Origin of the sequence: Pseudomonas sp. G.S.17 (assembly GCF_038096165.1) — a bacterium.
Classification (GTDB): domain Bacteria; phylum Pseudomonadota; class Gammaproteobacteria; order Pseudomonadales; family Pseudomonadaceae; genus Aquipseudomonas.
Map to the genome: position 1 here is coordinate 5,834,341 of NZ_CP151076.1, position 25,246 is coordinate 5,859,586.

Consider the following 25,246-nt stretch of genomic DNA (forward strand, 5'->3'; position numbering starts at 1 on the left):
TGGAGGGCCGCCAACTACCATGTCAATGACTCCCCGCGAAATCGTCCACGAACTCAATCGCCATATCATCGGCCAGGACGATGCCAAGCGCGCCGTCGCCATCGCCTTGCGTAATCGCTGGCGCCGGATGCAGTTGCCGGAAGAGCTGCGCGTTGAAGTAACGCCCAAGAACATCCTGATGATCGGTCCGACCGGTGTCGGCAAGACCGAAATCGCCCGTCGCCTGGCCAAGCTGGCCAACGCGCCGTTCATCAAGGTCGAAGCGACCAAGTTCACCGAAGTCGGCTATGTCGGCCGCGACGTGGAGTCGATCATTCGCGACCTCGCCGACGCCGCCATCAAGCTGTTGCGCGAGCAGGAAATCGTCAAGGTGCGCCATCGCGCCGAAGACGCCGCCGAAGAACGCATTCTCGATGCCCTGTTGCCGCCAGCGCGTTCCGCCGGCTTCAACGAAGACGCCGCGCCGGCCAGCGATTCCAACACCCGCCAGCTGTTCCGCAAGCGCCTGCGCGAAGGCCAGCTGGACGACAAGGAAATTGAAATCGAGATCAGCGAATCCGTGGGTGTCGATATTTCTGCACCGCCGGGCATGGAAGAGATGACCAATCAGCTGCAAAGCCTGTTCGCCAACATGGGCAAGGGCAAAAAGAAGAGTCGCAAGCTCAAGGTCAAGGAAGCGCTGAAACTGGTGCGCGAAGAAGAGGCCGGTCGTCTGGTCAACGAAGAAGAACTCAAGGCCAAGGCGCTGGAAGCTGTCGAGCAGCACGGCATCGTGTTCATCGACGAAATCGACAAGGTTGCCAAGCGCGGTAACTCTGGCGGCGTCGACGTTTCCCGCGAAGGAGTGCAACGCGACTTGCTGCCGCTGATCGAAGGCTGCACGGTCAACACCAAATTGGGCATGGTCAAGACTGACCACATCCTGTTCATCGCTTCCGGTGCGTTCCACCTGAGCAAGCCAAGCGACCTGGTGCCCGAGCTGCAAGGTCGTCTGCCGATTCGCGTCGAGCTCAAGGCCCTGACGCCGCAAGACTTCGAACGCATCCTCAGCGAGCCTCATGCGTCGTTGACCGAGCAATATTGCGCGCTGCTCAAGACCGAAGGCCTGAACATCGAGTTCCAGCCGGACGGCATCAAGCGTATCGCCGAGATTGCCTGGCAAGTGAACGAGAAGACCGAGAACATCGGTGCCCGTCGTCTGCACACCTTGCTTGAGCGACTGCTCGAAGAAGTGTCGTTCAGCGCCGGTGACCTGGCCAGCGCGCCGGGTGCAGAGCTGATCCGGATCGATGCCGACTACGTCAACAGTCACCTGGGTGAACTGGCGAACGACGAAGATCTGTCGCGGTATATTCTTTAAGGCAATACCTGTGGGAGCAAGCTTGCTTGCGAAGGCATTTTTTCAGCCGGAGAAATTGACCGGCTGTAATTGCCTCTTCGCGAGCAAGCTCGCTCCCACGGGCACGTGATTCGAGCGCCTTCTAATGCCCAAACTACCCACCGCCATCCAGCTCCACAAAGCCTCGAAAACCCTGACGCTCAAGTACGGGTCCGATGAGGAATATCATCTGCCGGCTGAATTCCTGCGGGTGCATTCGCCTTCTGCCGAGGTTCAGGGGCATGGCAAACCGATCCTGCAATTCGGCAAGTTGGGTGTTGGCTTGAACAAGGTCGAACCGGCCGGTCAGTACGCACTGAAATTGACCTTCGATGACGGTCATGACAGCGGATTGTTCACTTGGGAATACCTCTACCAACTGGCGCAACGCCAGGAATCCCTCTGGGACGATTATTTGCTGGAGCTGAAAAACGCCGGCAAATCCCGCGATCCTTCCGAGCAAATCGTCAAGCTGATGCTGTAATCGCTCTAGCCCGCAGCTCCTGGCCACCGGGCGTTTTAGGACGCGCTTTCTAATTCCTTTTGTTTCAATGTTCCGCGCAGCGGCCAATGGCTGGCGCTGCTTGCGAATTTTTGAAATCTCGCGTAACCAATGACTCTGGCAAGTTCCCTGCATTGAAAAACATGCAGTAGAAAGGGCGTGCATCGTAAACCGTCGCAGGGAGCGCAGCTGTTCAGACGCGCAAGACGGTGGCGATGCCGGTTCCCTTGGAACACGTGTTTTTAGCCATCATCGGTAACCCGAGCAATAGTGCTGGCACTAGCCTGTGGCGCTGTTTTTCACAGGGAAGTCAGCGCTCGTCTCAGGACAATGGAGCGTCGTAGATGAGTAGCAAAAGCAACGATGACCTGCAAAAGCAAGCTTCTGAACACACCCTGGGACTCAATCCCGTGGTGGGCTTGCGCCGTAAGGATTTGATCACCACTGCGCGGACGGTGTTGCGTCAGGCGTTGAAGCAACCCTGGCACAGCGCCAAGCATGTCGCGCATTTTGGCCTCGAACTCAAAAACGTATTGCTGGGCAAATCGGCCCTGCAACCGGACAGCGACGACCGACGTTTTCTCGACCCGGCCTGGAGCCACAACCCCCTTTATCGCCGTTATCTGCAGACCTACCTGGCCTGGCGCAAGGAGCTGCACGAATGGGTCGGCTCCAGCAATCTGTCACCGCAGGACATCAGCCGTGGTCACTTTGTGATCAATCTGCTGACCGAAGCCATGTCGCCCACCAACAGCGCCGCCAACCCCGCTGCGGTCAAACGCTTCTTCGAAACGGGCGGCAAAAGCGTGCTCGATGGTTTGTCGCATCTGGCCAAGGATCTGGTCCACAACGGCGGCATGCCGAGCCAGGTCAACATGGACGCTTTCGAAGTCGGCAAGAGTCTGGGCACCACCGAAGGTGCCGTGGTGTATCGCAATGACGTGCTGGAACTGATCCAGTACAAGCCGATCACCGAGCAGGTGTATGAGCGGCCGCTGCTGGTCGTGCCACCGCAAATCAACAAGTTCTACGTATTCGATCTGAGCCCGGAAAAAAGCCTCGCGCGTTTCTGCCTGCGCAGTCAGGTGCAGACGTTTATCGTCAGCTGGCGCAACCCGACCAAGGCCCAGCGCGAATGGGGCCTGTCAACGTATATCGACGCCCTCAAGGACGCGGTGGAAGTGGTCATGGCCATCACCGGCAGCAAAGACGTCAACATGCTGGGCGCCTGTTCCGGCGGCATTACCTGCACCGCGCTGCTGGGGCATTACGCTGCGTTGGGCGAGCAGAAGGTCAATGCCCTGACGTTGCTGGTCAGCGTCCTAGATACCACGCTGGACAGCGATGTGGCGCTGTTTGTCGACGAGCAAACCCTGGAGTCGGCCAAGCGCCATTCCTATCAGGCGGGCGTGCTGGAAGGACGCGACATGGCCAAGGTGTTCGCCTGGATGCGGCCCAACGATCTGATCTGGAATTACTGGGTCAACAATTACCTGCTGGGCAACGAACCACCGGTATTCGACATCCTGTTCTGGAACAACGACACCACGCGTCTGCCGGCGGCGTTTCATGGCGACCTGATCGAGATGTTCAAGAACAATCCGCTGATTCGGCCCAATGCCCTGGAAGTCTGTGGCACGCCGATTGACCTCAAGCAGGTCACCAGCGACGTGTTCTGCCTGGCCGGCACCAACGATCACATCACGCCGTGGCTGTCCTGCTACAAGTCGGCGCAGTTGTTTGGTGGCAAGACGGAATTCGTGCTGTCCAGCAGCGGTCACATACAGAGCATTCTCAACCCGCCGGGCAATCCCAAGTCGCGCTACATGACCAATACCGATATGCCCGCAGACCCCAAGGTCTGACAAGAGAACGGCACCAAACACACCGATTCCTGGTGGCTGCACTGGCAAACCTGGCAGACCGAGCGTTCCGGCAAGCTGAAAAAGACCCCGGCGCAGCTGGGCAATAAAACCTGGCCGGCGGGTGAGGCGTCGCCGGGTACTTATGTTCATGAGCGCTGACAGCTGACGCCTTGGCTGTTGTGGGACCGGATTTATCCGGGAAGAGGCCCGTATATCCGCCGCAGTGTCGTCGTCGGAAATGTCGCCTTCCCGGATAAATCCGGTCCCACAAGCTCCTCATAAATTCACTTGGGCTTTCGCGCATGCCGCAACCGTTTATTTTTCGCACCATTGATTTGAATGGTCACAGCATTCGCACCGCAGTGCGCCCCGGCAAAGCTCATTTGACACCCTTGCTGATTTTCAACGGCATCGGTGCCAACCTGGAGTTGGTGTTTCCGTTCGTCGATGCGCTGGACCCGGATCTGGAAGTAATTGCCTTCGATGTGCCGGGCGTTGGCGGTTCTTCGACGCCCAGCCGGCCATATCGCTTTCCCGGCCTGGCCAAGCTGGCGGCGCGAATGCTCGATTACCTGGATTACGGTCAGGTCAATGTCATCGGCGTTTCATGGGGCGGCGCGCTGGCTCAGCAGTTCGCCTACGATTATCCGGAGCGCTGCAAGAAGCTGGTGCTGGCGGCAACGGCGGCGGGCGCGGTCATGGTGCCGGGCAAACCCCGCGTACTGTGGTTGATGGCCAGCCCGCGACGTTATATCCAGCCGTCCCATGTGATTCGCATCGCGCCGGAAATCTACGGCGGTGCTTTTCGGCGCGATCCGCATCTGGCGGCAAACCATGCAGCCAAGGTCCGCTCGTCCGGCAAGCTGGGTTATTACTGGCAGCTGTTCGCGGGCATGGGCTGGACCAGCATTCACTGGCTGCACAAGATCCATCAGCCGACGCTGGTGCTGGCCGGTGACGACGACCCGCTGATCCCGCTGATCAATATGCGACTCCTTGCCTGGCGGATACCCAATGCCCAGCTACACATAATCGATGATGGTCATTTGTTTTTGATCACCCGGGCTGAAGCGGTGGCCCCGATCATCATGAAGTTTCTGGAACAGGAACGGCAGCGTGCCGTCATGCATCCACACCCTGCGCCCGGCGCGCGCTGAATTCATCGTCTTTAATCCACCACTCAAGGTTCACGATTCAAGATTGGCAAGACGCTTTACTGACTGCGCGCGAAGAACGGAGTATCGCACGGCGCAGAACGACGCAAGCCCGCTCGGACAGGGGCTTGCGTAGCTGTATTGGTTCGATGGTACGACGAAGGAGTGTTGCCCCCATGCGAGAAAAACCCGTAAAAAACACCGACATCACTGCAACTTACATCAACGCGCAAAGCGCGATTACCGGCCTGCGTGGCCAGGATCTTTTTTCGACCCTGCGGACCATGGCCGCGCAGGGTTTGCGCCATCCATTGCGCAGCGCCCGCCACACGCTGGCGCTGGGTCGCCAACTGAGTCGCGTCATCCTGCTCGGCGAAACGCCCTACACGCTGAGCCCGCGCGATGCGCGCTTCAATGATCCGACGTGGAGCCTCAACCCGCTTTACCGACGCGGCCTGCAGGCCTATTTGAGTTGGCAGCATCAGGTCAAACACTGGATCGACGACAGCGATCTCTCGAAAGACGACCGCGCTCGCGCGCACTTCATTTTCGCGCTGATCAACGATGCGGTATCACCGTCCAACACGCTGCTTAACCCGATGGCGATCAAGGAGTTGTTCAACACCGGCGGCACCAGCCTGGTCAAAGGCTTGAGCCATCTGTTCGATGACCTGCTGCACAACAATGGCCTGCCGCGCCAGACCAGCAAAGACGCGTTCGAAGTGGGCCGCACCGTGGCGACCACGCCTGGCTCGGTGGTGTTTCGCAATGAAGTGCTGGAGCTGATTCAGTACAAACCCATGAGCGAAAAACAGTACGCACGGCCGATCCTGATCGTGCCGCCGCAGATCAACAAGTTCTACATTTTCGATCTCAGCCCGAATAACAGCTTCGTGCAGTACTGCCTCAAGAACGGCCTGCAAACCTTTGCCATCAGTTGGCGCAACCCGGATGTGCGCCATCGGGAATGGGGGCTTTCCAGCTACGTTCAGGCGGCAGAAGAAGCCCTGAACATCTGCCGCGCGATTACCGGTGCGCGAGAGGTCAATCTGGTCGGCGCCTGCGCCGGTGGCCTGACCATCGCAGCGTTGCAAGGCCATTTGCAGGCCAAGCGTCAGCTGCGCCGCGTTTCCAGCGCGACTTATATGGTCAGCCTGCTCGACAGCCAGATGGAAAGCCCGGCCACGCTGTTTATCGACGAACAGACGCTGGAAGCGGCCAAGCGTCGCTCCTATCAGCAAGGCGTACTGGACGGCCGCGACATGGCCAAGGTCTTCGCCTGGATGCGCCCCAACGATCTGATCTGGACTTACTGGATCAACAATTACCTGCTGGGCAAATCGCCACCGGCGTTCGACATCCTTTACTGGAACAACGACAGCACGCGTTTGCCTGCGGCCATGCATGGCGACTTGCTGGACTTCTTCAAGCACAACCCGCTGACTCATCCGGGCGGTCTTGAAGTGTGCGGCACGCCTATCGATTTGCAGAAAGTGAACGTCGACAGCTTCAACGTCGCCGGCATCAACGATCACATCACGCCATGGGACGCGGTCTATCGCTCGACCTTGTTGCTGGGCGGCGAACGACGCTTCCTGCTGTCCAACAGCGGCCATGTGCAGAGCATCCTGAATCCGCCGGGCAATCCCAAGTCGACCTTTGTCGAACATGAAAAACTCAGCAGCGACCCGCGCGCCTGGTATTACGACGCCAAAAGCCATGACGGCAGTTGGTGGCCAACCTGGCTGGAGTGGGTCCAGGCGCGGTCCGGCGCACAGCGCGAAACCCTGACCACCCTGGGCAACGCCAATTACCCGCCCATGGAGGCGGCGCCAGGGACTTATGTGCATGTGCGGTGATGATCGTGGGAGCGAGCTTGCTCGCGAAGTGGCCAGTAAATCTGAAGAAATCTCGAGGACTGCAACATCGCCTTCGCAAGCAAGCTTGCTCCCACAAGGTCGCCAAAAATTCTGTAAATCAAACAAGAAGACCGGATGAAAACCCGCGACCGCATACTTGAATGTGCCTTGATCCTGTTCAACGAGCAGGGCGAGCCGAACGTTTCGACGCTGGAAATCGCCAACGAATTGGGGATCAGCCCCGGCAATTTGTATTACCACTTTCATGGCAAGGAGCCGGTGATCCTTGAGCTGTTCGAACGCTTTCATGCTGAGCTGGCACCGCTGCTCAACCCACCAGACAACGCGCGACTGGCGGCAGAGGATTACTGGCTGTTCCTGCACCTGATCGTCGAGCGCCTGGCGTATTACCGGTTCCTGTTTCAGGACCTGTCCAACCTCTCCGGACGCCTGCCGAAGCTGGCACGGGGTATACGGAATCTGCTCAATGCCATCAAACGCACCCTGGCTTCTCTGCTGGCGCGTCTGAAAGCCGAAGGGCAGCTCGTCAGCGATACCCAGGCGTTGGGGCAACTGGTGGAGCAGATCAGCATGACCTTGCTGTTCTCCCTGGATTACCAGCGCATTCTGGGCCGCGAAGGTCAGAGCGAGGTGGTGGTCTACCAGATCATGATGCTGGTCGCGCCGCACCTGATCCCCACCTCGCGCGATGCCGCGCAGCAGTTGGCGATGCATTATCTGGAGGCGTGATTGCTGCCCACGATTCGCTGTAGGACCGGCTTTAGCCGGGAGGACGTCGCTCGCGGGTGAGGTTCCTCGCGGCTGAAGCCGCTCCTACGGGATTCAAAAAAACCCGACCTGCTTGCACAGGTCGGGTTTTTTGTTATCCAGCCTTGAATCAGGACTGGCTGGCAGGTGTCGAGGATGTCGAGGATGTCGAGTTGGAACTCGCTGCCGGGGAGGCTGCCGGAGTGCTGGCAGCCGGTGTAGCGCTTGCGGCCGGAGTGGTCGCAGGTTTTGCCGCGGCCGGCTTGGCGGCTGCGGTCTTCGGTGCAGCTGGTTTTCTAGGCGCTGCCGGCTTTTTCGGCGCGGAAGCCTTGGCTGCCACCGTTCTAGCCTTGCTGGCCGTGGCCGTCGCCGCTTTATTGGCCGCTGCAACCGGTTTGGCCGCCGCTGCTTTTACCGCTGGCTTGGCCGCTGCGGTTTTGCTCGCGACTTTATCAGCGGTTTTCGCGACGGTCTTGGCGGCTGCCTTGACCAAGGGCTTGGCCGTGGCTTTGGGCCGGGATGCCGACGCACGGGTAACCGGCGGTACCGATTCGCCGGTCAGCTTTTCGATCTGCCGCGTCAGCAGGTCAACCTTGTTGTGCAGTGCCTTGACTTCATTGCGGCTCGGCACGCCCAGACGGGAAATGGCACTGTTCAGGCGCTTGTCGAAAGCCCCTTCCAGCTCGCTCCATTTACCCAGCGCAAGGTCTTTCACATCACCCACGCGCGACTTCGCCTTGCCCTTGACTTCATCGACCTGCTTGTTGACGTCGGCCTTGGTTTCTTTCTCGGCCTTCTCGCCATCTTTGACGAGGGTTTCAAAAAGCTTACTGCCGTCATTGCTGACTTTGGAGTAAGCACCCAGGCCAGCCAACCAGATTTGACGGGAGTATTTTTCGACTCCGCCGATCCAGGAGCTGCCTTCTTTCTCGAGTTTTTTCTTGCCTGCCATCCCGCTCTCCTTATTTTTTATTGACGACACGTTCGAGCAATGCCGTCAGCCCATCGAGCTTAGCAGAGAGTGTCTCGACGTCATGTCTGGAAGGGATGCCAATGCGATTCAGGGCACTGGCAACACGCCGATCAAAGGCGTTTTCGATTTTGTCCAGGCGGCTTTCAACATCGTCTGCGACTTCGGCCACATCATCGGTGAAGGCCATTATTTCGCTGTTCGCTGCTTCGACTTTTTCGTCGATGACCTGCCTGGCTTTCTTCTCGGTTTCTTCGCCGGTACGGATCAGCTCTTTGATGTACTCGCTGCCTTCCTGCTCGGCCCAGGAATAAGCACCCAGGCCGGCGAGCCAGATTTTACGCGCATAGAGTCTGACTTCGGAAAGCGCCGTGTCCTGTTCGTCTTCGGCTTTTTTCTTCAACAACCTTACTTTGGCCATGCTGCACCTCGGGATCGAAATGTTGGAGGATCATCCCCGTGGGAATGGGGCATAGGCACAAAGTAGGCGGAAAAATTAGAATGCTCACCCTAGGTTGGTGGCGTTGACTGTGTAGGACCGGCTTTAGCCGGGAGGACGTTCCTCGCGGCTGAAGCCGCTGCTACGGGATTGAAGCGAACTATGCCAGCAACGCCTTATCCAGCTGCTTCTCGACTTCAGCCTGAATCTGTCCGCTCATGGCCGACAGGAAAAAGTTCAGCTCAAGGTTGACCCGCACCAGCGCGTCCTCGACATCAACGGTGCCTTTGGCGCCCTTGCCGTTGAGTTCAACGCTGTCGCCGTTCCACTCATGGGCGATGCCATATTTTTCCGCCAGCTTTTCCACCAGCACCTCAGCCTTCTCGCGGGCCTTTTCTTTGCCCAATGCGTGCGGGCGTTCAACAGTGATTCGGGCCATTAAAGGACTCCTTCAGCGCAAGGTAAATCGTGGCGCAACTATAACAGCCGCTCCGAACGAAGAAACTGTTGTCGATGAGCCTTGTCAAGACAAAGCCAGCCCCGGCGATTAGAATGGCCGCACTTTATTCCGGTGACCGCGATATGAACGATCCGCGCAAAGGCAGCGATGCCGAACCCACGACTCACTTCGGTTACAAAAATGTGCCGGAAAGCCAGAAGGCCGAGAAAGTTGCGGAGGTTTTCCACTCCGTTGCGGCCAAATACGACTTGATGAACGACCTGCTGTCCGGGGGCATGCACCGCCTCTGGAAACGCTTCGCCATCGAGCTTTCCGGCGTACGCACGGGCAACCGTGTGCTGGACATCGCCGGCGGTACGGGCGACCTGACCAAGAAATTCTCGCACCTTGTCGGCCCGACCGGCGAAGTGGTGCTGGCCGATATCAACGCCTCCATGCTCAAGGTCGGTCGCGACCGCCTGCTGGATCTGGGTGTCGCCGGCAACGTCAAGTTCGTCCAGGCCGACGCTGAAAAGCTGCCGTTCCCGGACAACCATTTCGACTGCGTGACCATCGCTTTCGGCCTGCGCAACGTGACGCACAAGGAAGACGCGCTGCGCTCCATGCTGCGCGTGCTCAAGCCGGGCGGTCGCCTGTTGGTGCTGGAGTTCTCCAAGCCGACCAACAAGCTGATGTCCAAGGCTTACGACGCTTACTCGTTCGCCTTCATGCCGTTGATGGGCAAGCTGGTCACCAACGATTCGGAAAGCTACCGCTATCTGGCGGAGTCGATCCGCATGCACCCGAATCAGGAAACCCTGAAGTCGATGATGGTCGAAGCCGGTTTTGACCGCGTGACCTATCACAACATGACCGCCGGCGTTGTCGCGCTGCATCGCGGCATCAAGCCCTGATGTTGCTGCGCGGCTTGCTCGCCAGTGTCGAGCACGGTCTGAACCGTGTGCTGCGTCTGGACAGCACGGCATTGCCGCGTCTGGAGCGGCTGAGCGGCAAGGTGATCGCGGTTGACTGTCGTAACCCGGCATTGCAGCTGTTCATCCTGCCCAGCGACGAAGGCCTGCTGCTCGCCGCGCACTGGGAAGTCGAGGCCGATTGCACCCTGCGTGCGCCGGCCGCAAGCCTGATGCGCCTGGCCTTGAGCCAGGACAAGAGCGCCGTGTTGCACGGCCCGGATGTCGAGCTGGATGGCGACAGTTCAGTGCTACTTGAACTGTTCGGCATCCTGCAGGACCTGGAGCTGGACTGGGAATTCGAGCTGTCACGCTGGCTTGGCCCGGTCGCCAGCACGCTGTTGGGCAATCACCTGCGCAGCCGCGCGCGCTGGAGCAGCGAAAGCTTCGCCAGCATGAGTCAGAATCTTGCGGATTACCTGAGCGAAGAATCGCGCACACTGGTAGGTACGCACGAAGCCGAAGCACGTTTTGCCGAACTCGATCAGATCAAACTCGATCTGGAACGCCTGGAGGCGCGCTTTGAGCGCCTCGCCCAATCCCTTAATTCCAGCGATAACGCATGAAGTTGCTTGCCGTCCGCCGTCTGTTCCGCATCCAGCGTGTCGTGATCCGCTACCGTCTCGATGACTTGCTGTTCGCCCTGCCCCTGCCCTGGTGGATGCTCGCCCTGCGGTTTGTCATGCCGTGGCGCTGGTTTCCGCGCAAGGTGTCGGAGCTGCCGCGCGGCGCTCGACTGCGCATGGCGTTGCAGGATCTGGGACCGATCTTCATCAAGTTCGGCCAGTTGCTGTCTACGCGCCGCGACCTGTTGCCGGAAGACATCGCCGATGAGCTGATGCTGTTGCAGGACCGCGTGCCGCCGTTCGATCCGCAACTGGCGATCAAGCTGATTGAAGAGCAGCTGGGCGCGAAGATCAGCGAAGTGTTCAGCCGCTTTGATGTAACGCCGCTGGCCTCGGCGTCGGTGGCGCAAGTCCACTCCGCCAAGCTCAAGACCGGCGAAGAAGTCGTGGTCAAAGTGGTGCGTCCGGGCCTCAAGCCGATCATCGGCCAGGATCTGGCGTGGCTGTTCATTCTGGCCCGCACCGCCGAGCGCATGTCCGCCGATGCGCGCCTGCTGCATCCGGTGGACGTGGTCGTTGACTACGAAAAAACCATCTACGACGAACTGGACCTGCTGCGCGAAGCGGCCAACTCCAGCCAGCTGCGCCGCAACTTTGAAGGCTCGCAGCTGTTGTACGTGCCGCAAGTCTATTGGGACTGGTGCCGGCCGAAAGTGCTGGTCATGGAGCGCATCTACGGCATTCAGGTCACCGATCTGGCGACCTTGGCCGATCAGCGCACCGACATGAAAATGCTCGCCGAACGGGGCGTGGAGATTTTCTTCACCCAGGTGTTTCGCGACAGTTTTTTCCACGCAGACATGCACCCCGGCAATATTTTCGTCAGCACCGTCAACCCGTGGAGCCCGCAATACATTGCCATCGACTGCGGGATTGTCGGCAGCCTGACGCCGGAAGATCAGGACTATCTGGCGCGTAACCTGTTTGCCTTCTTCAAGCGCGACTACCGCCGCGTGGCGCAGCTGCATATTGATTCGGGCTGGGTGCCGGCTGAAACCAAGCTCAACGAGTTCGAAGCGGCGATCCGCACCGTGTGCGAGCCGATCTTCGAAAAACCGCTCAAGGATATTTCCTTTGGCCAGGTGCTGATGCGACTGTTCCAGACCGCGCGACGCTTCAACATGGAAGTCCAGCCGCAACTGGTGCTGCTGCAGAAAACCCTGTTGAACATCGAAGGCCTGGGTCGCCAGCTATATCCGGATCTGGACCTGTGGAGCACCGCCCAGCCGTTCCTCGAACGCTGGATGCGCGAGCGCGTCAGCCCGAAAACCCTGTTCAGTAACCTGCAATCCCAGGTCGAGCAAATTCCGCATCTGGCCAACATGACCCGCGACCTGCTGGAGCGTATGTCCCAGCCCCACGCCAACGATCCACCGCCACCATGGCGCGAGCGCGGTGATGGCTGGGCCTTGCGCCTGCTGGGCGCCGGGTTGCTGGCTGGCGGCGCGGTCATGGCCTCGACGCTGGCCGCAGACGGTGGCGCACTGGTCGCGCCGACTGCCTGGCCGGCGTGGATCATGCTCGTTGCCGGTTTGTATCTGGTCGTGCGCCGATAGCCAGCGGCGCTGGCCGCTGGCACACTGTTCAACCCGCCGAGGCCCCAATCCCGGCTGCCGGAGTAGATATGAAAGACTGGCTGGACGAAATCAAATGGGACAGCGACGGCCTGGTGCCGGCGATTGCCCAGGATCACAAGACCGGACGCGTGTTGATGATGGCGTGGATGAACCGTGAGGCGCTGAGCCTGACCGCCGCCGAAAATCGCGCCATCTATTGGTCGCGTTCACGTGGCAAACTCTGGCGCAAAGGCGAAGAATCAGGCCATGTGCAGAAACTGCATGAGCTGCGCCTGGACTGCGACGCCGACGTGATCATCATGATGGTCGAACAAATCGGCGGCATCGCTTGCCATACCGGTCGCGAAAGCTGTTTCTACCGCGTCTACGACGATGCCGGCTGGAAAACCGTGGACCCGGTGCTGAAAGATCCGGACTCCATTTACCACGCAGGACACTGAAACATGACCGATACCTTGTCCCGCCTGGCCGAAGTGCTGGAATCGCGCAAAGGCGCTGCTGCCGACAGCTCTTACGTCGCCAGCCTGTATCACAAGGGTCTGAACAAGATTCTGGAAAAGGTCGGCGAAGAGTCGGTCGAGACGATCATTGCCGCCAAGGACGCCGCCGTCAGCGGCGATTGCAGCGATGTCATCTATGAGACCGCTGACCTGTGGTTTCACAGCATGGTGATGCTTGCCGCGCTGGGTCAGCATCCACAAGCGGTGCTCGATGAACTGGACCGCCGTTTCGGCCTGTCGGGCCATGCGGAAAAAGCCGCGCGCCCGGCCGACTGATTGTCAATTTTCGAATTTGAAACTTCTACGAGGAATGCTTCATGGGTATTTTTGACTGGAAACACTGGATCGTCATCCTGGTTGTCGTGGTACTGATTTTCGGCACCAAGAAACTCAAGGGCCTGGGCACTGATGTCGGCGAGTCGATCAAGGGCTTTCGCAAAGCCATGAGCGATGAAGAAAAAGCCGATCAGACCCCGCCGCCGGTGCCGCCGCAGCAGCCACCGCAGGCCGCGCCACAGGGTTCGCCCCTGAACCAGCCGCACACGATCGACGCGCAAGCGCACAAAGTCGAAGAGCCAATCCGCAAAGACTAGGTCGTATCGAATGTTTGGTATCAGCTTCTCTGAACTGCTGCTCGTCGGTCTCGTCGCCTTGCTGGTGCTGGGGCCGGAGCGTCTGCCGGGTGCCGCGCGCACCGCCGGACTCTGGGTAGGCCGGTTGAAACGCAGCTTCAATGCGATCAAACAGGAAGTTGAACGCGAAATCGGCGCCGACGAAATCCGTCGGCAGCTGCATAACGAACACATTCTGTCGCTGGAGCAGGAAGCGCGCAAAATCATGTCGCCGCAACCGCCTGCCGCTGCACCTGCGTCCGCTGCTGAAGTAACGAGTGCGCCGGTCGAGCCGGTTGTCTCCACGGTGCCGGTGACCCCGCCCGCGCCAACGCCTGCCGAGCTGGGTCCTGCCGCACCTGCCGGAACTACGCCTGCCGAAACCGTGCCGGTCGAGCCTGCAAAACCTGCCGAAGCGACGCCTGTTGAAGCATTACCGCACGCCGAACCGACGCCGATTCCCAGCGCGCCTTCCGCCAACGATTCGTCACTGCCCCCGCGAGCCCCATGAGCGATATTCCGGAAAACGACCAGCAAATGCCGCTGGTCTCGCACCTCACAGAACTCCGTTCACGCCTGCTGCGCTGCGTCCTGGCGATCTTCGTAATCTTCGGCTGCCTGTTTTACTTCACCCAGAAGATCTACACCTTCGTCTCGGCTCCGCTTAGGGTGTTCCTGCCCGAAGGCGCAACGATGATCGCCACCGACGTGGCCTCGCCGTTCATCACGCCGTTCAAGCTGACCATGATGGTCGCATTGTTCCTGGCCATGCCGGTGATCCTGCACCAAATCTGGGGGTTCATCGCGCCAGGCCTGTACAAGCATGAAAAACGGGTAGCCATGCCACTGCTGGTGTCGAGCATCATCCTGTTTTATTCGGGCATGGCCTTCGCCTATTACCTGGTTTTCCCGCTGATTTTCCACTTCTTCGCCAGCGTGACGCCCGAAGGCGTGTCGATGATGACGGACATCGCCAGTTATCTGGACTTCGTCATGACGCTGTTCTTCGCCTTTGGCGTGGCGTTCGAGATTCCAGTGGCCGTGGTGCTGCTGGTGTGGATCGGCATCGTTGACGTGAAGTACCTGCGCAAGATCCGCCCTTACGTGGTCATCGGTTGCTTCGTGGTCGGCATGATCCTGACGCCGCCGGACATTTTCTCCCAGACCCTGCTCGCGGTGCCGATGTGGCTGCTGTTCGAAATTGGCGTGCTGTGCAGCTCGATGATCACCAAACGTGGCGATCATCCTGAAGACCAGCCCGACGAAGACAAGCAAGACCAGCCGCCTGCGACGCAGCCGTGAATCTGCTGCTCCTCGAAGACGCCGATTTCATTGCGGCTGACCGGGCCATCCTGCGCGATCGACGCCTCAAGCACATGCAAGAGGTACATCGCGCTGTAGTGGGTGACAGGCTGCGCGTCGGCCGGATTGGCGGATTGATGGGCAATGCCGAGTTGCTGCGCCTGGAAGATCAAGAAGCAGAACTGCGCGTCAGCCTCGACAGCGCCCCGCCCGCCAAACTGCCCTTGACCCTGCTGCTGGCCCTGCCTCGGCCGAAAATGCTGCGTCGCGTGTTTCAGACCGTCGCGACCATGGGCGTGCCGAAAGTCATCCTGCTCAACAGCTACCGGGTCGAGAAGAGCTTCTGGCAGACCCCGTTTCTGGAGCCTGCAGCCATTCGCGAGCAGTTGATCCTCGGCCTGGAACAGGCCCGGGACAGCGTGCTGCCGGAAATCATCATCGAGAAACGCTTCAAGCCATTTGTCGAAGACCGCCTGCCGCAACTCGTCGAGGGCACGCTCGGTCTGGTAGGACATCCCGGTCAATTCCCGGCATGCCCCAGAGCGGTGCAACAACCTGTAACACTCGCCATAGGCCCGGAAGGCGGCTGGATCCCCTATGAAATCGACCTGCTGAACAAGTCCGGCCTACAGCCTGTGCAGCTCGGCGAACGAATCCTGCGTGTCGAAACCGCAGTCACCGCCCTCCTCGCCCGCCTTTTCTAAGTCCCCCCCATTTGAGGGACCAGCGCCTTCAGTTTCCCTTCTGACAGCCGATGTAGGACTACGCCTACAATTATTCGCTTCAAGGAGTTGCACCATGCCGCGCTGGTTCACCCAAGCCCTAGGAAACATGAGCGTCAGTCTCAAGCTGGCAGTGGGCTTCGGCCTGGTGTTGTTATTGACCGTATTGATCACGCTCACCGGCTGGCTGAGCGTGACCTCTTTGATCGATCGCGGCGACAAGCTGGCGGCCATCGGGCAGGTCAGCCAGGCAACGCTGGACTTGCGCGTCAAACGTATGGCCTACGAGATGCAATACAGCGCGGAGACTGCCGCTGGGGTCACGGCCGCACTGGATAAGCTCGACAGCGAAGTGAAACTCGCCCGTGCTCGAGTCGTGAGTCCGGAAAGCCAGAAGTGGCTGGATCAGCAGACTCAGTCAGCGGTCGAGTACCGACGCTCGTTTGCGCAGATGACCCAGGCGATGGCGTCCCGCGAAGCAAGCCGCTCCTTGATGGGTGATGCAGCCGACAAGGCTGTAGCCGAGATCGACAAAATCGAAGCGTCGCTGCTGCAGGGCGACGACATGCTGCAATTCAACGGTGCGGTTGAGGTCAGCAAACTGATCCAGCAAGCGCGCTATCAGGTGCGCGGTTACACCTACAGCGGCAAGGCCGAGTTCGAAAAGAACGCCAACGCGGGAATTGACCAGGCGTTGATCGGCATCAATACCCTGGCGGGCAACATCCCGCCGGTCTATCTGGGGCAGTTGCAAACCGCCATTGTCGGTCTCAAGGCTTATCAAGCAGCAGTCGGCCAATATCGCGACGCCCAACAAGCCAGCAAGGAAGCCTTGGCAAAGATGACTGCGCAAGGCCAAGATCTGCTGGATTTCAGCGATAAGCTGAACGCCGATCAATACAGCAAACGTGGCACCGAAAGCCAGCAAGCCAAGTCGATGCTGACGCTGGCGACAGTGCTAGCCCTGTTGTTCGGGGTTATCGCGGCGTGGGTCATCACCCGTCAAATTGTCGTGCCGTTGCTGCATACCTTGCAGATTGTCGAGCGCGTGGCGTCGGGTGATCTGAGCAACAATTTGACTATTGACCGCAAGGACGAGCTGGGCAAGCTGCAGGGCAGCATTCAGCGCATGACCGTCAGCCTGCGCGAGCTGATTGGCGGCATCCGCGATGGTGTCACGCAAATCGCCAGTGCCGCCGAGCAACTGTCCGCCGTGACCGAGCAAACCAGCGCCGGGGTCAACAGCCAGAAGGTTGAGACCGATCAGGTCGCCACCGCCATGCACGAAATGACCGCCACGGTGCAGGAAGTCGCCCGTAACGCCGAGGAAGCTTCCGAGGCCGCAGTGGCTGCCGATCAGCAAGCGCGCGAAGGTGATCGCGTGGTCAACGAAGCAATTGCCCAGATCGAGCGTCTAGCTGCGGAAGTGGGTAACTCCACCGAAGCCATGAGCGAACTCAAGCGCGAGAGCGACAAGATCGGCAGCGTCCTTGATGTGATCAAGTCGGTGGCGCAGCAAACCAACCTGCTGGCCTTGAACGCCGCCATTGAGGCCGCGCGTGCCGGTGAAGCGGGTCGCGGATTTGCAGTGGTGGCCGATGAAGTGCGCAGCCTGGCCCAGCGCACGCAAAAATCCACCGAGGAAATCGAGCAACTGATTTCCGGCTTGCAGAGCGGTACGCAGCAAGTGGCGACCATCATGGACAACAGCCGTGAACTGACCGTCAGCAGCGTCGATCTGACCCGCCGCGCCGGCAACTCGCTGGAAAACATCACCCGCACCGTTTCGGCGATCCAGGCGATGAACCAGCAAATCGCCGCCGCCGCCGAAGAACAAAGCGCGACTGCCGAGGAAATCAATCGCAGCATCCTCAACGTGCGCGACGTTTCCGAACAAACCGCCGCCTCCAGCGAAGAAACCGCCGCCTCCAGCGTTGAGCTGGCGCGTCTGGGAAGTCATCTGCAGGTGCTGGTAAGCAAATTTCGGGTGTAGTTGTGTAAACACCGTGGGAGCGAGCTTGCTCGCGAAGTCAATAGTCCAGGCGCTGAAAAATCTGCCGACTGGAATTCCTATTCGCGAGCAAGCTCGCTCCCACAGAAACAGCTCCTGCCGTGGGTCGGCGATCCAGAAAACGTGACGCCGATCACTCCGCTTTTCCTCTCGGAAATCTCCTACGACCTATTCAGGTCGCGCTTCTGATTCGCCTGCCGATGCGCTGACAACGCAGGCCGTGGCTCGCCTCGGACCTGCCTGTCTGGCTCACTTGCAGGAGATTCTCCATGTTTCGATGGCTCAACCATGCGCTCGGCAATACGAGCGTCAAACTCAAACTGGCGCTGGGCTTCGGGCTCGTGCTGTTGCTGACGCTGGCAATCACCCTGACGGGCTGGCACGGCCTGGACAAGATGATCGATTGGTCGGAATCGCTGACCGCCACCGGCCAATTGAGCAACATGACCAAGGATCTGCGCGCCGAGCGGATCATGTTTCGTACCAATAACAGCGCAGAAAACGCCAGGAACGTGGTCGACCGGCTTAATGCGCTGGAGACTCATCTGGAAACGCTGCGCAAGCAAACCGACGATGACGGCAGCATGAAGTGGCTGACCGAACAAAATCAGCTCGTCAGCAAGATGGAAAACACCTTCAGCGAGCTGGGTGCCGAGCACAAGGCTCGCGAACAGTCGCGCACCCTGCTGGAGCAACAGTCCGAACAGGCGGTGCAGGCGGTCGCGCAGGTTGAAAACGAAGTGCTCAAGGCGGTCAGCCAGGAACAGGACAACGGCGAACGGCTGGAGGAATTCACCAATATTTCCCAGCTCAAGCAACAGATCCAGACCGCTCGTTATCAAGTCCAGGCTTACACCTTCAGCGGCCTGGAAGCCTACGAAACGGCGGCGCTCAGCGCCATCGACGAGGCGCTCAAGGAAGTTCAGCAGATCGCCGAGGATCAATCCGATGACAATCTCAAGGGTTTGCAGCCGGCCAAGGCACCGCTGGAGCACTATCGCAACCAGCTGACGGAGTTCAAGAACGCACAGGTCAAGGTCGAAGCGGCCCAGGAGCGCCTGGAAGACCTGGGCGACAGGATGCTCGCCTCGGTTGCGGAACTGATCAGCCTGCAAAGCGCCCAGCGCAGCGCCGAAGCTGCCACTTCGCGCACTACGCTGACCGGCGTCGCAAGCCTGGCGATGTTGCTGGGTCTGCTCGCCGCCTGGATCATCACCCGCCAAATCATCACGCCACTGCACCAGACCCTGAACGCCGCCGAACGCATCGCCCAGGGTGATTTGAGCCGGGACATGAACGTCGAGCGCAGCGACGAGATGGGCCAATTGCAGGCGAGCATCCAGGCCATGACGTTGAGCCTGCGGGACTTGATCGGCGGAATCGGCGACGGGGTCACGCAAATCGCCAGCGCCGCCGAGCAATTGTCGGCGGTGACCGAGCAGACCAGCGTGGGCATCAATAACCAGAAAGACGAAACCGATCAGGTCGCCACCGCAATGAATCAGATGGCCGCATCGGTGCAGGAAGTGGCACGCAACGCCCAGCAAGCGTCCGAGGCCGCAGTACATGCCGACCGGCAGGCGCGCGAGGGCGATCAGGTGGTCGGCGAGGCCATCGGCCAGATCGAGCAACTGGCGCAGGAGGTGGCCAATTCAACCCGGGCGATGAACCTGCTCAAGCAGGAAAGCGACAAGATCGGCGGCGTTCTCGACGTGATCAAGTCGGTTTCGCAGCAAACCAATCTGCTGGCTCTGAACGCAGCCATCGAGGCGGCGCGGGCCGGCGAGGCCGGGCGTGGCTTTGCGGTGGTTGCCGATGAGGTCAGAAGCCTGGCGCAGCGCACGCAGGAGTCCACCGAGGAAATCGAAGAGCTGATCGCCGCGCTGCAGAACGGCACCCAGCAAGTCGCCACGACGCTGGACAGCAGCCGCAGCCTGACCGACAACAGCGTGCAACTAAGCCGCCGCGCGGGCAGCGCTCTGGAGCAGATCACCCGAACCGTGTCGAACATTCAGGACATGAACTTGCAGATCGCCGCTGCCAGCGAGGAGCAAAGCACCGTGGCCGAACAAATCAACCGCAACGTGCTGAGCGTGCGCGACGTGTCCGAACAGACCGCAGCCGCCAGCGACGAAACCGCAGCGTCGAGCGTGGAACTGGCCAGATTGGGCACGCATTTGCAGGGGTTGGTGGCAAAGTTTCGGGTTGCGTAAAGACCGGCCGTAGGAGCGACTTTAGTCGCGAGAGCATCACAATTGTCCTCCCGGCTAAAGCCGGTCCTACAGGGTTCTTCAAACAAAAAAACGGCGCCTTTTCGGGGCGCCGTTTTTGTTTCTACCGCTCAGCTATCAAGCATGAACCAACGAAGGTTCAGGCTCGTGCTGGACGGGCTTGAGAGGCAACAACGGAGCGTGTGGATCCGCTTCGATGGACGCTCTCCAGGCCGCCAGCCATTCTGGATGGCTTTCGTTCCAGACCTGTTCGTGCAAGCGAGCCAGGGCAACCGGGTCGCTCAACAGCATCAGCCGCTCATGGTTATCGAGCTTGTCGGGACCGGCTTTGAGGGCGTGACGCACACGTTCGGCACGTACGAACTCGATAGGCTCGACAACGCGGTGACGTGAAGTCGCCAACGCACAGGCCAAGGCATTCTGCTGCGGATCGACCACTGCGCGGATGAAACCCTGCTTCAGTGCATGCCAGCGGTTTTCATGGGTGTACAGATCAGTGGAGATCAGCTCTTGCGGCGGCGCGTATTCCTCAGGAATCAGGAACAGCTTCTCGTCGCGCGCTTTCAGGCCCAGGTTGGTGCGGCTGGAGATCACCGAAACCGGGATCGACAGCATCAACGAACCGACAATCGGCGCCAGCCACCACAGGAAGCTTGGGTTCAGCCAGGCCACCAGCAATGCCCAGCACGCACCCAACAGGGTTTGCGGACCGTGACGCTTGACCGCCTCAAGCCATGGCGTGGAGTCATCGTCGCGCTGTGGAGAGTTCCAGGTCGCAGCCCAGCCCAGGAAAGCCGCCAGTACGAAGCGGGTATGGAACAACATGCGTACCGGAGCCAGCAGCACCGAGAAGAGCATTTCCATCAGCATCGAAGCGGTGACCTTGAACTTGCCGCCAAAACCGACTGCGCCCTTGGCCCAGATCAGAATCACACTGAGCAGTTTAGGCAGGAACAGCAGGACAATCGTCGTCGAGAACAAGGCAACGGCTTTTTCCGGGTGCCATTGTGGCCACAACGGATACAGCTGACGCGGTTCGAGGAAGTAGGTCGGCTCCATCAGCGTGTTCACCGCCAGCAAGGCTGTGGACAACACCAGGAAGAAGAACCACAACGGCGCTGACAAGTAGGACATCACGCCGGTCAGGAACACCGCCCGGTGAACCGGGTGCATGCCTTTGACCAGGAACAGCCGGAAGTTCATCAGGTTGCCGTGACACCAGCGACGGTCGCGCTTGAGTTCATCCAGCAGGTTCGGCGGCAACTCTTCGTAACTGCCCGGCAAATCGTAGGCAATCCACACGCCCCAGCCGGCACGGCGCATCAGCGCAGCTTCGACGAAGTCGTGAGACAGAATCGCACCGGCAAACGCGCCTTTACCGGGCAACGGCGCCAAGGCGCAGTGCTCGATGAACGGCTTCATGCGGATGATCGCGTTGTGGCCCCAATAGTGGGATTCACCCAGCTGCCAGAAGTGCAGACCGGCGGTGAACAACGGGCCATACACACGGGTAGCAAATTGCTGCATGCGTGCATAAAGCGTGTCCATGCCCGAAGCGCGTGGCGCGGTCTGGATGATACCGGCGTCCGGAGTGGCTTCCATCAAGCGCACCAGACTGGTCAGGCATTCGCCGCTCATTACCGAGTCAGCGTCGAGGACGACCATGTACTTGTAGTCACCGCCCCAGCGACGGCAGAAGTCATCGAGGTTGCCGCTTTTGCGTTTTACGCGACGGCGACGACGACGATAGAAGATCTTGCCGAAACCTTTGGCTTCGCGACACACCTCAAGCCAGGCTTGCTGCTCGGCCACGGCGATGTCGGAATCATTGGTATCGCTGAGCACGAAGAAATCGAAGCGATCCAGGTCACCGGTGGCGGCAACCGATTCGAACGTAGCGCGCAGGCCGGCGAAAACCCGGGGCACATCTTCGTTGCAGATCGGCATGACCAACGCGGTGCGAGCACCCTTTCCAATCGGCTCATTGCCAGCGCTGGCACCGGAGATGCGGTATTTATCGCGCCCGGTGAGCAACTCGAGGAAGCCCATCAGAGCGGTCCAGAAACCCGCCGAAACCCAACAGAACAGAATGCCGAACAGCAACAGAATGCTGGTCTGCAAGGCATACGGCAGCACTTGCATCGCCGTTTGCACGAATGTCTGGTGGGTGATTTCGTCCAGCGAAACCAGGGACCAGCCTTGATACGGCATGATGCCTTTCATGTACCAGCTGGCGACGATGGTTTGACCCAGCATCAGGATCAGCAGGATATACCGACGCGTGGAACCAACCGTGCGCCAGCGTGCCTTGGGCAAGCGATCCGGCACAGGCTCGACCGGGTTGGTGCGGCCCGTCAGTCGGCGCCAGCCGCGAACCAGAATATTGGTCCGCCATGGCTCGGGAACGACTTTGGTCCGGCGAATCGGTGGTGTGGCTTTCAGGCACACCCGCCCGCTTGCATCGACGCCAAGCATCTCGGCTTCTTGCAGCTCGTCGGCGGTGGTCAGCGTCAGGCGACGACCCACCGATGCCTGGGCGGCATCGGCTGGATCGGCAATCGGCTGTGCCGAAAGACGTTCATGCAACTCCGTGAACGATTTACAGGAAGCCAGTTCGGCCCGCTGCTCGTCGCTCATCGGTATATGTGCCAGATATTCGCTGAGCGACTCTGGCACCGGTAGAGAATTACTCATCGGCTGGCAACTGGTAGCTCCAGGTCTCGGTCATGACTTGCAGCGTCTTGGCCGGTTCCGGATGGGTGGGCGCAGCTTCGGTTACAGGCTGCTGGATCTCTTTGCCGTCTTTGTCTTTGGCAACGTCGGTCTTGGCGACGTCAGCCTTGGCTGCTTCGGTCTTCGCGGCATCCGCTTTGGCAGCGTCTGCAGGCGTACCGGCGGCGGCCTTGGCCAGGTCAGTCTGTGCTTCTTTAGGCGCGTCTTTCGCAGCGTCTTTAGCAGGCGCAGCGGCAGGTTTTTTCTCGTCGCCGACATGTGTTTTGTCAGCAACAAGCAGCGCAGGTTCCTTGCCCGGTTCGGCAGGAATCTCGCGCAGCAGATAAGCGCGCATCTCGATCGGCTTGTTGGTGTCCTTGACCTTCACGCGCAGCGTCAGGCGATAACCCTTGGTAACCGGGTTATAGCGCAGGTTGTTCTCGACCAGATCAGTGTTGTCATCGGTAATAACCTGGCTGCGAATGGTCTTGTCTTCCGGCAAGCGCGCCAGAACCGGACCGACGAAATCGACCTGGAAGGCAACAGAGCCGTCGGTCTGACGAACCAGATTGGACTGTTTCACGTCACCGAGCGAACGCAGGGTCTGCTTGACCCAGCCCAGATCCGGCGAATGGATGGATTTTTCATCCATGGTCCAATGCATGCGGTAGTTGAAGTTCATCGGTTCGCCAGGCGCTGGCAGAGTTTCCGGCTTCCAGAACGCAACGATATTGTCGTTGGTTTCGTCAGCAGTCGGGATCTCGACCAGATCGACGGTGCCTTTGCCCCAATCGCCTTTTGGCTCGATCCACGCGCTTGGACGCTTGTCGTAGCGGTCATCGAGGTCTTCGTAGCTGCTGAATTCACGGCCACGCTGCAACAGACCGAAGCCACGCGGGTTTTCCACCGAGAAGCTGCTGACCGACAGGTGTTTAGGGTTGTTCAGCGGACGCCAGATCCATTCGCCATTGGCTGCCTGAATCGACAGACCGCTGGAGTCATGCAGCTCGCGACGATAGTTGAGCACGCGCGAAGGCTGGTTGGCACCGAACAGGAACATACTGGTCAATGGCGCAACGCCCAGCTTGGTGACCTTGTCACGCAGGAACATGCGCGACTCGACGTCCACCAGCGTGTTGGTGCCAGGGCGCAGGGTCAGCTTGTAGGCGCCGGTCGCACGTGGCGAGTCCAGCAGCGCGAAGATCACCAGATGGTTGTCATCAGCGCCTGGCTTTTCAATCCAGAATTCAGTGAAACGCGGGAATTCTTCGCCCGATGGCAAGGCGGTATCGATTGCCATGCCACGCGCCGACAGGCCGTAGACCTGATCCTTGCCGATGACGCGGAAATAACTCGCGCCCAGCATGGTCATGATCTCGTCACGCTTGTCGTCTTTGTTGATCGGGTAAAGCACGCGGAAACCGGCATAGCCGAGTTTTTCGGTGGCTTTCGGGTCGACTTTCACGTCGCCGAAATCAAAACGACTGCTGTCGTACTTGATTTCTTCAACGGTGGTAGCCGTGACTTCGTTGATTTTGACCGGGGTGTCGAAATGCATGCCCTGATGGTAGAAAGACAATTTGAACGGTGTCTTGTCTGCCGCCCACTCCGCCTTGTCTTCACGGAAACGAATTTTCTGATAGTCCGCGAACTTCATGTCGCGGAACTCTGCCGGCAGATTGCTCTTTGGAGCTTCGAACTTCTTCCCGGACATTTCCTTTGCCTTGGCGGCTACGTCATCCAGATCGAACGCCCACAGGGAAGTGGAGCCGAACAGACAGATCAGGGCCGAGCTTGCCAACAGCGCGCTACGCAACCGTTTGCCAGGTGTCTTTGCTGCATTACAGGGACTAACAATCACGAGCAACCCTCGCCGAAAACAGATGAAAAAACCAACGGCCAGCTATCAAGTGCCGGGTTGGCGAGCATTGTTCCGACTCCGAAAGGGCGTAATGATTCCCCAAACGGTGTCGAACCAGCCTACTGACCTTGCCGAACGGACCTACAAATGCCGATACCCGTAGCGCGCGATTATCTAGTAGCGCGCGTTACAACGCATCATGTGCAGCAAAGTATTTATTGCTTTATCGCCTAATAAATTCGGGCCGCACAGGCCAAAACGCTATTTATGTCTCAAGCAAAAATGTCACTGGGCCATCATTGACCAAATGCACCTGCATATCTGCACCAAATTGGCCCGCTGCAACCTGCGCATGCGAGGTTTTTGCCTGCTTCAGTAAATAGTCGAACAATTCGGCGCCCAGTGCCGGCGGCGCGGCCCTGGAGAAGCTTGGGCGCATGCCACTTTTGGTGTCAGCAACCAGAGTGAACTGCGAAACCAGCAGCAATCCACCTGCTACATCACGCACCGAGAGGTTCATTTTGCCCTCGGCATCGCTGAACACCCGGTAGTTGAGCAGCTTGTGCAACAGCTTATCGGCACTGGCCTGCGTGTCTTGAGGTTCGACCCCGACCAGCACCAGCAGCCCTTGATCGATGGACCCGACAATCTGCCCATCCACCTCGACACGGGCACCGCGCACGCGTTGTAACAAGCCTTTCATTACGGTTTCCTTGATTGTCGTGGGAGCGAGCTTGCTCGCGAAGAG

At 59.4% G+C, this 25,246-nt stretch carries 22 protein-coding genes and 1 pseudogene; 17 read left to right on the forward strand and 6 right to left on the reverse strand.

What is annotated here, in order from left to right; translation table 11 throughout:
* Positions 1–19: 19 nt before the first annotated feature.
* The 6 genes and pseudogenes from hslU to AABC73_RS27245 all read left to right on the forward strand — a co-directional run bounded on the left by hslU (position 20) and on the right by AABC73_RS27245 (position 7,508).
* Positions 20–1,360 (forward strand): ATP-dependent protease ATPase subunit HslU, encoded by a 1,341-nt coding sequence (gene hslU, locus AABC73_RS27220; RefSeq protein ID WP_341521663.1) that lies wholly within the window; start codon positions 20–22, stop codon positions 1,358–1,360.
* Between the two features lie 124 nt (positions 1,361–1,484).
* Positions 1,485–1,862: a DUF971 domain-containing protein gene (locus AABC73_RS27225; RefSeq protein WP_341521664.1), complete on the forward strand. Its 378-nt coding sequence runs from the start codon at positions 1,485–1,487 to the stop codon at positions 1,860–1,862.
* A 362-nt stretch (positions 1,863–2,224) separates the two neighbouring features.
* Positions 2,225–3,904, forward strand: a pseudogene (phaC, locus tag AABC73_RS27230) (class II poly(R)-hydroxyalkanoic acid synthase).
* A 143-nt stretch (positions 3,905–4,047) separates the two neighbouring features.
* On the forward strand, positions 4,048–4,902 hold the full coding sequence (phaZ, locus tag AABC73_RS27235) for a poly(3-hydroxyalkanoate) depolymerase (protein ID WP_341521665.1): 855 nt from the start codon (positions 4,048–4,050) through the stop codon (positions 4,900–4,902).
* Positions 4,903–5,075: 173 nt separating this feature from the next.
* Positions 5,076–6,758: a class II poly(R)-hydroxyalkanoic acid synthase gene (phaC, locus tag AABC73_RS27240; protein WP_341521666.1), complete on the forward strand. Its 1,683-nt coding sequence runs from the start codon at positions 5,076–5,078 to the stop codon at positions 6,756–6,758.
* A gap of 135 nt (positions 6,759–6,893) precedes the next feature.
* Entirely contained in the window at positions 6,894–7,508 is a 615-nt protein-coding gene (locus tag AABC73_RS27245) for a TetR/AcrR family transcriptional regulator (RefSeq protein WP_341521667.1), read from the forward strand.
* 148 nt (positions 7,509–7,656) lie between these two features.
* Here AABC73_RS27245 and AABC73_RS27250 read toward each other — a convergent pair whose 3' ends face one another.
* From AABC73_RS27250 to AABC73_RS27260, 3 genes are all read right to left on the reverse strand, one after another.
* On the reverse strand, positions 7,657–8,478 hold the full coding sequence (locus tag AABC73_RS27250) for a phasin family protein (RefSeq protein WP_341521668.1): 822 nt from the start codon (positions 8,476–8,478) through the stop codon (positions 7,657–7,659).
* A 10-nt stretch (positions 8,479–8,488) separates the two neighbouring features.
* Entirely contained in the window at positions 8,489–8,917 is a 429-nt protein-coding gene (locus tag AABC73_RS27255) for a phasin family protein (protein ID WP_341521669.1), read from the reverse strand.
* A gap of 178 nt (positions 8,918–9,095) precedes the next feature.
* Entirely contained in the window at positions 9,096–9,374 is a 279-nt protein-coding gene (locus AABC73_RS27260) for a polyhydroxyalkanoic acid system family protein (protein WP_020293520.1), read from the reverse strand.
* Positions 9,375–9,517: 143 nt separating this feature from the next.
* Between AABC73_RS27260 and ubiE the strand changes: the two genes are divergently transcribed.
* The 11 genes from ubiE to AABC73_RS27315 all read left to right on the forward strand — a co-directional run bounded on the left by ubiE (position 9,518) and on the right by AABC73_RS27315 (position 19,907).
* On the forward strand, positions 9,518–10,288 hold the full coding sequence (gene ubiE / locus AABC73_RS27265; protein WP_020293519.1) for a bifunctional demethylmenaquinone methyltransferase/2-methoxy-6-polyprenyl-1,4-benzoquinol methylase UbiE: 771 nt from the start codon (positions 9,518–9,520) through the stop codon (positions 10,286–10,288).
* Complete coding sequence (locus AABC73_RS27270) at positions 10,288–10,911, forward strand: SCP2 sterol-binding domain-containing protein (protein WP_341521670.1); 624 nt, start codon at positions 10,288–10,290, stop codon at positions 10,909–10,911. The genes ubiE and AABC73_RS27270 overlap by 1 nt, the downstream gene beginning before the upstream one ends.
* On the forward strand, positions 10,908–12,527 hold the full coding sequence (ubiB, locus tag AABC73_RS27275) for a ubiquinone biosynthesis regulatory protein kinase UbiB (RefSeq protein ID WP_341521671.1): 1,620 nt from the start codon (positions 10,908–10,910) through the stop codon (positions 12,525–12,527). The genes AABC73_RS27270 and ubiB overlap by 4 nt, the downstream gene beginning before the upstream one ends.
* Positions 12,528–12,595: 68 nt before the next feature.
* Positions 12,596–12,988: a phosphoribosyl-AMP cyclohydrolase gene (gene hisI, locus AABC73_RS27280; protein WP_331149402.1), complete on the forward strand. Its 393-nt coding sequence runs from the start codon at positions 12,596–12,598 to the stop codon at positions 12,986–12,988.
* Between the two features lie 3 nt (positions 12,989–12,991).
* Positions 12,992–13,324: a phosphoribosyl-ATP diphosphatase gene (locus tag AABC73_RS27285; RefSeq protein WP_020293515.1), complete on the forward strand. Its 333-nt coding sequence runs from the start codon at positions 12,992–12,994 to the stop codon at positions 13,322–13,324.
* A 41-nt stretch (positions 13,325–13,365) separates the two neighbouring features.
* Complete coding sequence (locus AABC73_RS27290; RefSeq protein WP_341521672.1) at positions 13,366–13,641, forward strand: twin-arginine translocase TatA/TatE family subunit; 276 nt, start codon at positions 13,366–13,368, stop codon at positions 13,639–13,641.
* Between the two features lie 10 nt (positions 13,642–13,651).
* Complete coding sequence (gene tatB / locus AABC73_RS27295) at positions 13,652–14,170, forward strand: Sec-independent protein translocase protein TatB (protein ID WP_341521673.1); 519 nt, start codon at positions 13,652–13,654, stop codon at positions 14,168–14,170.
* Complete coding sequence (gene tatC, locus AABC73_RS27300; protein WP_341521674.1) at positions 14,167–14,961, forward strand: twin-arginine translocase subunit TatC; 795 nt, start codon at positions 14,167–14,169, stop codon at positions 14,959–14,961. Before tatB ends, tatC begins: the two co-directional genes overlap by 4 nt.
* Positions 14,958–15,665, forward strand: coding sequence for a 16S rRNA (uracil(1498)-N(3))-methyltransferase (locus AABC73_RS27305; protein WP_341521675.1), 708 nt, complete (start codon positions 14,958–14,960; stop codon positions 15,663–15,665). The genes tatC and AABC73_RS27305 overlap by 4 nt, the downstream gene beginning before the upstream one ends.
* A 94-nt stretch (positions 15,666–15,759) precedes the next feature.
* Positions 15,760–17,676 carry a methyl-accepting chemotaxis protein gene (locus tag AABC73_RS27310; protein ID WP_341521676.1) on the forward strand — a complete coding sequence of 639 codons (1,917 nt, stop codon included), beginning with the start codon at positions 15,760–15,762 and terminating at the stop codon, positions 17,674–17,676.
* Positions 17,677–17,963: 287 nt separating this feature from the next.
* Positions 17,964–19,907 (forward strand): methyl-accepting chemotaxis protein, encoded by a 1,944-nt coding sequence (locus AABC73_RS27315; RefSeq protein ID WP_341521677.1) that lies wholly within the window; start codon positions 17,964–17,966, stop codon positions 19,905–19,907.
* Positions 19,908–20,042: 135 nt separating this feature from the next.
* Here the strand turns inward: AABC73_RS27315 and mdoH are convergent, their stop codons facing one another.
* From mdoH to dtd, 3 genes are all read right to left on the reverse strand, one after another.
* On the reverse strand, positions 20,043–22,619 hold the full coding sequence (gene mdoH / locus AABC73_RS27320) for a glucans biosynthesis glucosyltransferase MdoH (RefSeq protein WP_341521678.1): 2,577 nt from the start codon (positions 22,617–22,619) through the stop codon (positions 20,043–20,045).
* The gene (locus tag AABC73_RS27325; protein WP_341521679.1) at positions 22,612–24,504 is read right to left on the reverse strand and encodes a glucan biosynthesis protein G; all 1,893 of its coding nucleotides are present in this window, start codon (positions 24,502–24,504) and stop codon (positions 22,612–22,614) included. The genes mdoH and AABC73_RS27325 overlap by 8 nt, the downstream gene beginning before the upstream one ends.
* 259 nt (positions 24,505–24,763) lie before the next feature.
* The gene (dtd, locus tag AABC73_RS27330) at positions 24,764–25,201 is read right to left on the reverse strand and encodes a D-aminoacyl-tRNA deacylase (protein WP_341521680.1); all 438 of its coding nucleotides are present in this window, start codon (positions 25,199–25,201) and stop codon (positions 24,764–24,766) included.
* Positions 25,202–25,246: the final 45 nt, after the last annotated feature.

What these genes read in the sequence shown, in the direction of transcription:
- hslU (WP_341521663.1), top strand. Translation starts at nt 20, where the DNA reads ATGTCAATGACTCCCCGCGAAATCGTCCACGAACTCAATCGCCATATC.
- AABC73_RS27225 (WP_341521664.1), top strand. Translation starts at nt 1,485, where the DNA reads ATGCCCAAACTACCCACCGCCATCCAGCTCCACAAAGCCTCGAAAACC.
- phaZ (WP_341521665.1), top strand. Translation starts at nt 4,048, where the DNA reads ATGCCGCAACCGTTTATTTTTCGCACCATTGATTTGAATGGTCACAGC.
- phaC (WP_341521666.1), top strand. Translation starts at nt 5,076, where the DNA reads ATGCGAGAAAAACCCGTAAAAAACACCGACATCACTGCAACTTACATC.
- AABC73_RS27245 (WP_341521667.1), top strand. Translation starts at nt 6,894, where the DNA reads ATGAAAACCCGCGACCGCATACTTGAATGTGCCTTGATCCTGTTCAAC.
- AABC73_RS27250 (WP_341521668.1), bottom strand. Translation starts at nt 8,478, where the DNA reads ATGGCAGGCAAGAAAAAACTCGAGAAAGAAGGCAGCTCCTGGATCGGC.
- AABC73_RS27255 (WP_341521669.1), bottom strand. Translation starts at nt 8,917, where the DNA reads ATGGCCAAAGTAAGGTTGTTGAAGAAAAAAGCCGAAGACGAACAGGAC.
- AABC73_RS27260 (WP_020293520.1), bottom strand. Translation starts at nt 9,374, where the DNA reads ATGGCCCGAATCACTGTTGAACGCCCGCACGCATTGGGCAAAGAAAAG.
- ubiE (WP_020293519.1), top strand. Translation starts at nt 9,518, where the DNA reads ATGAACGATCCGCGCAAAGGCAGCGATGCCGAACCCACGACTCACTTC.
- AABC73_RS27270 (WP_341521670.1), top strand. Translation starts at nt 10,288, where the DNA reads ATGTTGCTGCGCGGCTTGCTCGCCAGTGTCGAGCACGGTCTGAACCGT.
- ubiB (WP_341521671.1), top strand. Translation starts at nt 10,908, where the DNA reads ATGAAGTTGCTTGCCGTCCGCCGTCTGTTCCGCATCCAGCGTGTCGTG.
- hisI (WP_331149402.1), top strand. Translation starts at nt 12,596, where the DNA reads ATGAAAGACTGGCTGGACGAAATCAAATGGGACAGCGACGGCCTGGTG.
- AABC73_RS27285 (WP_020293515.1), top strand. Translation starts at nt 12,992, where the DNA reads ATGACCGATACCTTGTCCCGCCTGGCCGAAGTGCTGGAATCGCGCAAA.
- AABC73_RS27290 (WP_341521672.1), top strand. Translation starts at nt 13,366, where the DNA reads ATGGGTATTTTTGACTGGAAACACTGGATCGTCATCCTGGTTGTCGTG.
- tatB (WP_341521673.1), top strand. Translation starts at nt 13,652, where the DNA reads ATGTTTGGTATCAGCTTCTCTGAACTGCTGCTCGTCGGTCTCGTCGCC.
- tatC (WP_341521674.1), top strand. Translation starts at nt 14,167, where the DNA reads ATGAGCGATATTCCGGAAAACGACCAGCAAATGCCGCTGGTCTCGCAC.
- AABC73_RS27310 (WP_341521676.1), top strand. Translation starts at nt 15,760, where the DNA reads ATGCCGCGCTGGTTCACCCAAGCCCTAGGAAACATGAGCGTCAGTCTC.
- AABC73_RS27315 (WP_341521677.1), top strand. Translation starts at nt 17,964, where the DNA reads ATGTTTCGATGGCTCAACCATGCGCTCGGCAATACGAGCGTCAAACTC.
- mdoH (WP_341521678.1), bottom strand. Translation starts at nt 22,619, where the DNA reads ATGAGTAATTCTCTACCGGTGCCAGAGTCGCTCAGCGAATATCTGGCA.
- dtd (WP_341521680.1), bottom strand. Translation starts at nt 25,201, where the DNA reads ATGAAAGGCTTGTTACAACGCGTGCGCGGTGCCCGTGTCGAGGTGGAT.